The sequence below is a fragment of the Collinsella sp. TM05-37 genome (assembly GCF_003436455.1).
Classification (GTDB): domain Bacteria; phylum Actinomycetota; class Coriobacteriia; order Coriobacteriales; family Coriobacteriaceae; genus Collinsella.
On record NZ_QSPN01000001.1, the window covers coordinates 146,586 to 157,827 of the forward strand.

The window sequence follows — 11,242 nt, forward strand, 5'->3', positions numbered from 1 at the left end:
AACACGGATATCCCTCGGGGACTGTAACTGTGGCGCTTTGATCAGGCAGCGCAAGTTTAAGAACTTGCTAGCAGCTGGCGGCCACGTCCTTGGTCCAGCAGTGCACGCCGCCGCCGGACAGGTTAAGCGCGAGAGAGTCGATCATGATGACCTTGCGATCGGGGAAGCAGCTCTCAAGAACCGCCTTGGCCTGCTCATCCTTCTCCTTCACGACTTCGCTCATGCCTTCGTGGTAATAACGCTGGCCAAGAACGACGCCGTTGCAGATGAGGAAGTTGCAGTAGCTTGCTGCGGCATAAAAGTGAACGGGGCCTTCGGGCCAAGGGGTGCCATCCATGAACTTGCCGCCCATTTCGTCAATGAAGCTCTTATACAGCTCGTAGTCCTCATCGCCGGGGGCGATGACAACCTCGATCGGCTCGGCAGTGGGCATGCGGACGATTTCGAAGGGCTTGCCCTCCCAGTCCGTCTCGGCGCGCAGGATCTCGTAGGCGGCGTCGATGCGACGACGCGACTCCGCGCCCGCCTTGCTCGAGGCGGCCTCCTCATCGGATACCTCGGCAAGAAGAATCTTGTTCGGGGTGATAAAGCGGCACATCTCATCGATGTGGGCGGCGAAGCTCATGCCGAAGACAGGAGTTCCATCTTCCTTCTCGTCGAGGATGCCCAGCCGATAGTCGTCGTCCTCAAGCATAGGCTGCGGCAGCCATATAACCTTGTTGAGGTTGTAGATACGCTTGTACTCGGCCTCCACTTCCTCTTTTGAGAACTCGGGGTTTCGCTTGCGACATTCCGTGTCCTCGATGGCGATCAGGGTGCCGTGACCGTCAAACTCGCGGTCGCCGCCCTCCGAAACCATTTCGGAATTGACGATATCGAAGCACCCGAGCGCAACCGCCATGTGAACAGCCGCCCTGCGTGCGGACTGGCACTCTGGGGAGTTCTTGTCCCACACGCCGTAATAGGTCCAAGCGGGGTTGACCATATAGGAATGGCCTTCGTCGTCGACCATGATGCTGGGGCCGTTGTCGCGAACGTAGAAGTTGGAGTCTTCGAACTGCGTAATCTGGATACGGTCGAGATCCACCCCTTCTTCTTTAAGGCGCGAGCAGGCTTCCTCGTAGGAGCCGGGGGTGCCACAGTTGAGGTTGACCGTAACGTCGCCATACTCAAGCAAAGCTTTAATTACGTCAACGCAGGGCTGGCGATTATCGAAGCCCTCTGCGCGAATGTAATCGGGAAGCCATGTCACATAGACGTTGGAGCGCTTCTCAAACTCGCCCGGCATACGATAGTTCTCGTACATGGTTGGTCCTTCCGTCGGGTTTCCCGCAATGCTGTCCGGCCGCGACAATAACGGGGTTACACCAGCTATAGTACTACTATACCTACCGTTCGGTAGGTGTTTTTGTATAATTGCCATTCGCCTGTCGATACCTACCGTTCACCGTTTATAGTGGTCGTGTTTGGACACGAATTGATGTTCCGTTGCCATTCTTAATAATGTTGGCAATGCGGAAGTGATTTGCAATGGAGAAGTGAAGCGTGAGCACAAAGGGAAAAATATTGGACGCAATGTATGATCTTGTGGCAGAAGTCGGTTACGACAAGGCGTCCATTGGAAAAATCTGCGACCGTGTCGGTATATCCAAGCCATCGGTGTACTACTACTTTCCCTCTAAAGAGGATATTTTCACCACGCTCTTAGATAGTATGTTTCCGACTATCGACTATCAGCGCGACTACTCGCTAATAGTCGATAGGGACGGATTCAAGGCGGCGCTTATCGAGCTCGGCAATTCGGTTATAGGTGGCTATCGTAGTGATGAAAAGCGCCGTCGCGTGCTGGCCGAGGTCAGTATTCAGGCAAATCGAATCCCTGCAGTTCAGGAACGTCAGGCAACGGCGATCAACCGAACTATGGACGCGCTTAAAGACATCCTTCTCCATGGCCTAGAAATTGGCGCGTTTTCCGATGAAACAGACGTCATGCTGTACGTGCAGATTCTTTACACCGTACTTGAGGGAGCGAGCAATACCGTTGCCCAAGATGAAGACATCGATGAAAAGGCTGTTTGGGCAGGGATCGTCGAACTCATGTTTAAATAGGCGCGTAATAACAGAGGCACCTTGGCAAGCGCGATGCGACGACTTGCGGGGTCGCGGAATGGTTCGAAACCCGTGTTCGCGATGATTGCAAAAGTTGTTGAATAGAAATTGGGGCCGATTCCAGCTATGTTGGAATCGGCCCCAATTTCGTTATAACTTGCGGAGACAAATGACAGGGCTGAAGGGCAGTTCGTTGGTCAGGTTATTTCGCGGTAGTCTTATTGAGGAGACCGGAAACTAAAGCAAATGTCGCAATCAGAAGGTTGCAGATGATACAGAAGACGAATACTCCTTGGAAAGACCCTGCCATACCGTAAACCTTCATCATGACTGGCATTCCGAAAGCTCCGACAACATAGCCCGCTGAGCAAATAATCGAATAGATCCTTCCAAAATCGCGTGATCCGAAGAGCGAGAGGAGAATCATCGGCATTGCAGTTCCAACGATGGCGAACATGACGTCGTTTACGCCGGCCGCGATGATGGAAACGGTCTCGTTGCTTCCGCCAAAGATGAGAAGTAGGAATGAAAGAATGCTGACTCCCGTCCATGCGACCGTTGCTTTAATAGCACCGAGCTTGTCGCATGTTTTGCCTACGAAGGGATTTAGGAAAATATCGGAGAGCGAAGCCGCCGAAACCATTAGGCTTCCCACGATGGGATTGAAGCCGACCTCGCTTGCATAGGTCGGGAACAGCTGGTTCATGCAGCAGGTGAGTTGCGCCACGCAGAGCAGAAGGGCGCAGAGAATAAAAGATGGCGTTTTCGCGGCATCGCGGAGCGCCATGCCCGAAGAGACATCTTCCTTTTCATCGGCGCTGTAGCTCTCATGGGTTTCGGAGGTAGTCTCTCCGTACGGAAGCATATTGCGATCAGAAGGCTTAAGGCGAATGATAAATGCGCTTGTGGGCAATATCATGGCTGCAGAAACGGCCGCAAGTACGATGTAACCCGTACGCCAGCCTTGCTGCTCGATGACCAGTGTAATGACAGGACTCAATAGCAGCGTGCAGAGAGAATTAACGCCCCACGCAAGGCCGATGGCAAGACCAGACGATTTACTGAACCATTGGTCAATGACATCGGACATGCAGACACCCGTTGTGAACGAAAAGCAGATGCCGATCACTGCGGCTGAGACGATGAACATCCAGACCTCGGTGTAGAACGCCATTGCGGCGCCGGCGGCAATAAGGACGAGTTCAACGCAAATATGCCATGGTTTGCCGATTACTTTTGGAATGAAACGACTCAAAAGCGGAAGCCCAAGCGCAAGGCCAAGAAGAATCGCGGTGAAATAGAAAGAGAAAGAAGTGTAGTCAAAGCCCAGGTCTTCACATACAGGAGCGATGAATGAGCCGGCAATGATGCTGTAGGTGCCGGTTGTTCCCGCAGACATTAAACCGAGCGCAATAACGACAATCCAAGCAAATGCGCCGCTCTCACGGGGGCGGTCCTTTTCGGCTGGTGCGATGAGAGTCATGGTTACTCCGTTTCTATCGGCAATGCAACCTATATGCCTACCGATAGGTATATAAAGATGGAGATTCTTCGTCAAGTGTTAAGCGGGGAGCGGGGACCCTTAACGTGCCGAACGGTAATTGGGCCCCCAATGCGACAAAGGGACTGTCCCTTTGTCGCATTATTCGGAACGCAGAGCTTCCACAGGATCCTTTTTGGATGCACTACGGGCAGGCAGCAGGCCGGCAACGACCGTCAGCAACACAGAAATTGCAATGAGCATCAGCGCATCCTGCACGGGCAGGCTCATCAGATTGGGTACCTGTTTGGCCGCAAGCGCCCAGGCATTGACCGGAAAGCTCACGGCCACCACGACGACAATGGCAAAGACGCCGGCAATGAGACCTTCGATAAAGGTCTCGGCATTGAATACGTTGGCCACGTTGCGCTTCGACGCGCCGATCGCGCGCAGGATGCCAATCTCCTTTTTGCGCTCCAGTACGCTGATGTAGGTGATGATGCCGATCATGATGGAGCTCACCACTAGGCTGATACTCACGAATGCGATGAGTACCAAGCTGATGGTGTTCACGATATCGGTCACCGAACCCATGATGATGCCCATGTAGTCGGTGTACGAAATTGCCCGATCATCACGGCCATCGGCTTTGACCTGCTTGTTGTACGCATCGATGTGATCGAGTACGCGCTCCTTGGCCTCAAAGTCACGCGGGAAAATCTTGACCGAGATAGGGTCTGCCTCATCCGCATAGCCCAACGTGGCCAGATTGTTGTCGTAGGTGAGCTTTGACGCCTTGGCATAGCTCATCATGAGCGAGCTCAGGTCCTCGGCGTCCATGTTGAAATGGATGGCGCGAGCAAAGGCACTCGCATCCACACGCATAGCGCTCGCCAGGTTGGCAAAACTCGAAGACATCTGCATCGCCATCTGGCCCATGAGCCCCGCCGCGCCCGCCTTGAGCTGAGCTGACACCGTTGTCGCAATCTGCTCGCTAATTGTCTGCATCACCTGATCCATAGCCTGCTGCAGATACGGAGCCAGCTGTTTTTGCACATAGTCGGTCATCGCCTGCTGCAGGCGCTCGGACAGGGCATCGCCGCCTAGCGCTTTGAGCTGGGCCAGGATTTGCTGGGCGTCAGCATCATGCTCAAGATACGCCGAGAATGCGGCGGCGAGCTTTGACGCGTTCTTAAGATCTTCGGGCGACAGCGCCTTAAACTGATCGGACCGCATAAAGCCCTCAAACAGCTGGTTGGCAAGCGTTCCCACCTGCTGCATTTGCTCGGGTGTGAGTTCCAGGCCCTCAAAGATGCCCGAGAAATCTGGGGCCGGCGCTTTGGCCATGATGTCGCTGAAGTCGATATCCTTTCCAACGCCCGAAAGGTCAATGTCCAGCCCGGGCAGGTCGATACCGGAAAGGTCCATACCGCTGGCCGCGCCCGAAAGCGCAGACGTATCGAACGAGAACGCGCTCTTCAGCGCCGCCTCGTCCACGCTGAACATGCTACCCAGATCAACGCCTTGCTTGGCCTCGCCTTGCAACTCATCGAAGGTTTTGCCCGTAAAGACATCCGTCTCGGGGTGGGCAAGCTGCTCCTGCACGATCTGAGAATCGGCAGCGCGCTCCATAAGCTGGCGAGTCAGCGCATGCGTATAGGCAATGCCCGGGGACAATGCGCTCGCGTTAGCCGTCTCGTTGGGTCGTACCACGCCCACAATGCGCACGTCGATACCGTCAGCAACCTTGGACGCCATAAAGTCGGCATCGCCGGACATGTCAGTCCACATGCCGGTCTCTTCGTTTTTGCGATAGGCATCGGCCGGCGACAACACCTTAAACGTCGTGGACAGCGCATCGTCGTAGGTAAAGTCGGTGCCGGTCTCGGGCGTCTCGACCTTGCCGTCGGCCGTCATGGCGCTGTTGACCAGGTCGTTGAGCTCATCGATATCCAGCGCGCCGATGCTATAGAGGGTGTAGTCGCCCACCGTGCCGCGGCTCGAAAGCACCATCACGGCCTCGTTGGCGGACGTGGGCCAATGGCCGGCAACGACATCGTACTGGCTGTCGAGCAGGCTCTGGTCGTCAATCATCTCGTTAAAGACCGAGGTCCCCATGGAATCCATGCTCACCGTTGCCGCCGAGCTCGCGCCTCCGCTCATGGCCTCGGTCATAGCGTTGGGAACAAGCCGAACGGGTCTCTCGTCGCCCTTGCTCGAACGATAGACAACCGGCGTCACGCCGTAGCCGTACTGGATGGCGTTGACCTCTTTGTCGATACCGTCGCCGCCGCCGTCAAGCCATGCCTTAAAGCTCGTCATATCGTTAGATTTAACACTTGCGAACATATCTTTTACGGCCGTGACCACGGGAATCTTATCGGTTCCCTTAGCTTTGCCACCGGTGGCGCCATCGGACGAGCTCTCGCCCTTGGATACCTCCTCATCGGTAGCCCCATGTCCGCCCATCATGGACGACAGGTCGTAGTCCTGCTTGGAGATCGTAAGCGGGTAACTCGAGAGCGTATCCTCCTCGACCTTTTTGATGTAGCCGTTTACGCCGTTGGACAGCGCCAGAATCGCCGCGATACCGATAATGCCAATCGAGCCCGCAAAGGCCGTCATGGCCGTACGGCCCTTCTTGGTCATGAGGTTGCGGGCAGAAAGCCCCAGCGCCGTCACAAAGCCCATCGAGGTTTTGCGCGTGGGCTTGGCCTCGCGACGCGCTGCTTTGGCAACATCAAAGGGATCGGAATCGTCGGTGATCTTGCCGTCAGCCAGGGTAACGATGCGCGTGGCGTACTGGTACGCCAACTCGGGATTGTGCGTGACCATGATGACCAGACGGTCGCGCGCAACGTCCTTGAGCAAATCCATGACCTGTACGGATGTCGTTGAGTCCAAGGCGCCGGTCGGCTCGTCTGCCAGCACAATCTCGGGATCGTTGATCAGGGCGCGAGCAATGGCCACGCGCTGCATCTGGCCGCCCGAAAGCTGGCTCGGGCGCTTGTTAGCGTGCTCGCCCAGACCAACTGCCTCGAGCGCCTTACGCGCACGCTGGCGGCGCTCAGCACGCCCTACGCCCGTGAGCGTAAGCGCCAGCTCCACGTTTTCCAAAATGGTCTGATGCGGAATGAGGTTGTAGCTCTGGAACACAAAGCCGATGCGATTGTTTCTGTAGGCATCCCAATCGCGATCGCTGAAGCCCTTGGTCGAGATGCCGTCGATCAGCAGGTCGCCGGAATCGAAATGGTCGAGTCCGCCGATGACGTTGAGCATCGTAGTTTTACCCGAGCCCGAGGGACCTAGGATGGCCACGAACTCGTTATCGCGAAAAGACAGGCTTACGTTGTCGAGCGCCACCTGCGTAAACGACTGCGTAACGTACCTTTTGCAAATATCTTTGAGATCCAGCATGGACGGCAACCTCTCTCGCGCGGGCGCGCTCGCCCGCTCCCCCGCCGTTCACGTTCGGCGCGTTTGTCCTACTCTATCCTCATTTTTGGCCGATACCAGTGAGGAATGTAACGAACCGCGCCAAAAAACGAACGGGACAGCACGCCGCATGGCGCACCATCCCGCATATAACATCCCCGATGCGACAAAGAGGCTGTCACTTTGTCACATTCCAATGCGCGCTACTTTTCGAGCCCGCACGGCATAACGTTAGCGCTGCCGCGGCGAGCCTCAGTCACGGCTGCAAAGAAGCGATAGCCGCCCGAGAAGTTAAAGCACTCAAAGCCATGCTGCGCCAAAATGCGGCAAGCAATGTAGCTGCGAATGCCGCTCTGGCAAATCACGTAAACCGGCTTGGCCCGGTCGAGCTCGCCCAGGCGATTGCGCAGATCATCGACGGGAATGTTTACGAAACCATCGATATGCCCGCGCTCATACTCCCCTTCCGTACGAACATCGAGCAGCTGCACGCTGCCATCGCGTTGCAAGTTGGGCTCATCCTCCCAATGCCACTGCGCCAGTATGCCGCGATTGAGGTTCTCGATCATAAAGCCCGCCATATTGACGGGATCCTTCGCCGATGAATACGGCGGCGCGTATGCTAGGTCCAAATCCTTAAGCCTATCGCCGCGCATGCCTGCCTGGATGGCAGTCGCCAGAACGTCGATACGCTTGTCCACACCATCGATGCCCACGATTTGCGCACCCAGCAGGCGCAATCCCTGCTTCTCGAAGACGACCTTCATGGTCATGGGCGTTGCACCCGGATAATAACCCGCATGCGAACCGGGCGACAGGACCACGCTGTCGCAGTCAATTCCTGCCGCGTGTGCCGCCTTTTCGGATAGCCCCGTGCTTGCCGCCGTCAAGTCGAATACCTTGATAACCGATGAGCCCAACGATCCGCGGTAGCAGCTGTCCATGCCGGCTATGACATCGGCGACGACACGCCCCTGCTTGTTGGCGGGGCCGGCGAGCGAAATGACCGCGTCCTCGCCGGTCACCTGATGCGTGACCTGCACGGCATCGCCCACGGCATACACGTCGGCAGCAGAGGTCTCCATGCGGTCGTTGACCACAATAGCCCCCTTGATGCCCAGTTCGAGCCCCGCCTCTTGCGCCAGATGGCTCTCAGGTGCCACGCCAATGGCAAGCAGCACCATATCGGCTCCGATAGGGTCATCGCCCGCAACATGGGTGACAACGCGGCCATCAACTTCCTCAAAACCTGTCACATCGGCCTTGAGGCGCAGATCGATACCGTGCTCACGCACCTCGGTATGCAAAAGGGTCGCCATGTCGTAATCCAGGTTGTTCATAAGTTGGACGGGACGCTGCAGAAGGGTCACCTGGAGCCCCAGCTCGCACAGATTCTCCGCCGTCTCGACGCCAATGAAGCCGCCGCCGATCACGACGGCACTGCTCGGTCGCCGCTCTCGAACATAGCTGTGAATACGCAGCGTGTCCTCAACGGTGCGTAGGCTAAAGATTTTATCCGAGTCGATGCCCGGCAACGCAGGGCGGATCGGCTTTGCACCCGGCGACAGGATGAGCTTGTCATACGTCTCGACAAATTCCTCGCCCGTCAGCATATTGCGAACCTCGACCGTATGCGAATCGGGATGGATGGCAAACACCTCGTGACTCGTCTTGACCGCAATGCGAAAGCGATCCCAAAAGCCCTTGGGAGACTGCAGCGTCAATGCGCTCTCTTCTTCTATCACGCCGCCAATGTAGTACGGAAGCCCACAGTTGGCATACGATACAAAACCCGTGCGCTCAAAGATGACAATTTGGGCCTGCTCGTCGAGTCTGCGCAAACGTGCCGCCGCCGATGCGCCGCCCGCGACGCCTCCAACGATAACCACCTTCATAGCTAACGCACCACCTTTCCCGTGTAGCCGCTTATGCCGCCGATATTCTTGACATTGCCATACCCAGAACGCTTAAGAAAACTCACAGCTTGGTTGCTTCGCGCACCGCTCAGGCAATGCACGAAAAGCTGCGTGCCCTTTCGACGTATACCCATGATGCTACCCCGAAGCAGAAAAAAGAGTCGCTGTTTCCAGCGACTCCCCTTCAGTTGTCTGTCCCACGGACTTACTGTTCGCTCTTCGCGAGTGCCTGATCGATCAGTTTGTTGAGCGCCTCGCGCTGCTCAGCGGAGTTGATGCCGCCCATAATCGGCTCTCCCACAATGTTACCGTTCTGGTCGATCACGTAGGTGGTCGGGAACGAGTACAGGTTGGAGGTGAACTTTCCGGCCTCGCTGTCCGACTTAAACCAGATGTTCTTATACGTCACGCCCTTCTTGGAAAGCACGTCCTTAGCATCGGCCACCGCGTCTTTGTTGCCATCGAGTGTAAAGGAATTAACGCCCACGACCTGGCCGCCCTTCTCGGCAAGCTCCTTGTTGAGCTTCTCCAGATCGCCCAGCTCTCCCACGCACGGCTTGCAGGTGGTAAACCAGAAGTTCATGACGGTGACCTTGTTCTTGGAGAACAGCTCGTCGCTGTTTACATCGTTGCCGTCCAAGTCCTTGCCCTTAAAGCTGGGGAACTTCGTCTCCCCGCTCTCGCCGTTGGTCATACCCGCGGTCGAGGCATCAACGCTCTCCCCCTCGCCGGGCGTGCTGCCACATCCGGGGAACTCCTTCTCCAGCGCCATGAGCTTGTCCTCGATCTCCTTGACCTGCTGCGCGCCGGCCTTAAGCGTCTTAAGCTCGTCAGCCGCAAACTGATCCTTGGCGCCCTCGATGGTATCGAGCAAGAAGTCACCGTAGTTCTTGCCGTCCTCAATCATGGGAGTGTCTTTGTTGGCCGCAAGGAACACCTTTTCCCATAGGGCGTTATCGCTCGCAAAGATCTCGTTTTCCTTTTGCAGCAGCTGCTGGTACAGCTTGGCCGCCTCCTCGGCGCTCGACGGCTTTTGCGCTATGAGCTCGGCAATCTGCGCATCGCCGCTCGTAGCATCCTTCGCGTCGCCCTTGGGGGCAGAGCACGCCGCGAGAGTCAGCGCCAGCACGGGCAGCATCAACAGAGCCGCAATTTTTGACAGTTTCATGGTTCCTCCGTTTATATCGAAACTTATATAGGTACCTATTTGTTTTCGCAGGCTTGCGTGGACTGCGCGGGTTTGTCGCCCGTCACACCCAGCCCATAGCGAAAGCTAATAGCATCGACGGGGCACGCGCCCACGCATTTGCCGCAACGAATGCATTCGGCATGGTTGGGCGTACGCGTAACGTCCACGTCCATTTGACACACCTTGGCGCACTTGCCGCACGAGACGCATTTGCACTGGTCAACCTGGATCCCCAGCAAAGACACCTTGTTCATGAGCGCATAAAACGCACCGAGGGGGCAAATCCATTTGCAGAAGGGGCGGTAGAACAGCACGCTCAGCACCGCAACCGCAATGAGGATCGCGAGCTTCCAGGTAAAGAGCTTTCCCAGCGCGGAGCGGATTCCCACGTTCATGATGGACAGCGGAATCGCGCCCTCGAGCACACCCTGCGGGCAGATGTACTTGCAAAAGAACGGGTCGCCCATACCCACATCGTTAACCACCAAGACGGGCAGCAGCACCACGGCAAACAGTAGCACGGCATACTTGATGTACGTGAGCGGCTTGAGCTTTTTCGTGGAGAGCTTTTTGCTGGGAATCTTATGCAGAAGCTCTTGCAGCCATCCAAACGGACACAAAAAGCCGCATACAAAACGTCCCAGTAGCACGCCGATCAGAATGAGCGTTCCGGTGACGTAATACGAAAAGCTGAACTTAGACGATCCCACCACCGACTGAAACGACCCGATGGGGCACGCACCCGAGGCCGCTGGACACGAGTAGCAGTTAAGCCCCGGCACGCAGACGGCTTTGCCGGCTCCCTGGTAGATACCGCCCTTGGCAAAGTTAGGCAGGTGAATATTGGTCGCAAGCGTCGCCGCCGCCTGAATCAATCCACGAAATCGCGCTAAAAGATGCGATGCAGTGTTTTTTCTTTTATCCAATTCCGATACACTCCAAGCACAGCCTGATTGCCTTGGCCAGCACGGCATCTGCCTCGCCGCGCATAATTCCAAAGCCAACCATGGCTACCCCAACGATCAGCAAAGCCACCTGCGCCACAGGCTTAATCGCTTTGAACAATCTGACCACTCCTTTCGTTTCGCGACCCATTGGACCATACCGACTATA

8 protein-coding genes are annotated in these 11,242 nt (G+C 56.3%); 1 reads left to right on the top strand and 7 read right to left on the bottom strand.

The window, feature by feature from the left end:
- Positions 1-67 precede the first annotated feature (67 nt).
- Positions 68-1,306, bottom strand: coding sequence for an agmatine/peptidylarginine deiminase (locus DXD48_RS00645; protein ID WP_117563583.1), 1,239 nt, complete (start codon positions 1,304-1,306; stop codon positions 68-70).
- A 239-nt stretch (positions 1,307-1,545) separates the two neighbouring features.
- Between DXD48_RS00645 and DXD48_RS00650 the strand changes: the two genes are divergently transcribed.
- Complete coding sequence (locus DXD48_RS00650) at positions 1,546-2,109, top strand: TetR/AcrR family transcriptional regulator (protein ID WP_117563584.1); 564 nt, start codon at positions 1,546-1,548, stop codon at positions 2,107-2,109.
- A gap of 202 nt (positions 2,110-2,311) precedes the next feature.
- On the opposite strand, the gene DXD48_RS00655 is transcribed toward DXD48_RS00650, so the two are convergent.
- The 6 genes from DXD48_RS00655 to DXD48_RS00680 form a co-directional block, all read right to left on the bottom strand.
- Positions 2,312-3,592 carry an MFS transporter gene (locus DXD48_RS00655; protein ID WP_117563585.1) on the bottom strand — a complete coding sequence of 427 codons (1,281 nt, stop codon included), beginning with the start codon at positions 3,590-3,592 and terminating at the stop codon, positions 2,312-2,314.
- Between the two features lie 159 nt (positions 3,593-3,751).
- Positions 3,752-7,006 (bottom strand): ATP-binding cassette domain-containing protein, encoded by a 3,255-nt coding sequence (locus DXD48_RS00660; RefSeq protein ID WP_117563586.1) that lies wholly within the window; start codon positions 7,004-7,006, stop codon positions 3,752-3,754.
- Between the two features lie 221 nt (positions 7,007-7,227).
- Entirely contained in the window at positions 7,228-8,919 is a 1,692-nt protein-coding gene (locus DXD48_RS00665; RefSeq protein WP_117563587.1) for an FAD-dependent oxidoreductase, read from the bottom strand.
- Between the two features lie 226 nt (positions 8,920-9,145).
- Positions 9,146-10,108: a redoxin domain-containing protein gene (locus DXD48_RS00670; RefSeq protein ID WP_117563588.1), complete on the bottom strand. Its 963-nt coding sequence runs from the start codon at positions 10,106-10,108 to the stop codon at positions 9,146-9,148.
- A gap of 35 nt (positions 10,109-10,143) precedes the next feature.
- A complete protein-coding gene (locus DXD48_RS00675) occupies positions 10,144-11,055 on the bottom strand; it encodes a 4Fe-4S binding protein (protein WP_117563589.1) in 912 nt (303 codons plus the stop codon).
- On the bottom strand, positions 11,048-11,194 hold the full coding sequence (locus tag DXD48_RS00680) for a CD1871A family CXXC motif-containing protein (protein WP_197032826.1): 147 nt from the start codon (positions 11,192-11,194) through the stop codon (positions 11,048-11,050). Before DXD48_RS00680 ends, DXD48_RS00675 begins: the two co-directional genes overlap by 8 nt.
- Positions 11,195-11,242: the final 48 nt, after the last annotated feature.

Excerpts from the sequence above, each read along its gene's own strand:
- DXD48_RS00670 (WP_117563588.1), bottom strand. The coding sequence starts at position 10,108 with ATGAAACTGTCAAAAATTGCGGCTCTGTTGATGCTGCCCGTGCTGGCG.
- DXD48_RS00660 (WP_117563586.1), bottom strand. The coding sequence starts at position 7,006 with ATGCTGGATCTCAAAGATATTTGCAAAAGGTACGTTACGCAGTCGTTT.
- DXD48_RS00655 (WP_117563585.1), bottom strand. The coding sequence starts at position 3,592 with ATGACTCTCATCGCACCAGCCGAAAAGGACCGCCCCCGTGAGAGCGGC.
- DXD48_RS00645 (WP_117563583.1), bottom strand. The coding sequence starts at position 1,306 with ATGTACGAGAACTATCGTATGCCGGGCGAGTTTGAGAAGCGCTCCAAC.
- DXD48_RS00665 (WP_117563587.1), bottom strand. The coding sequence starts at position 8,919 with ATGAAGGTGGTTATCGTTGGAGGCGTCGCGGGCGGCGCATCGGCGGCG.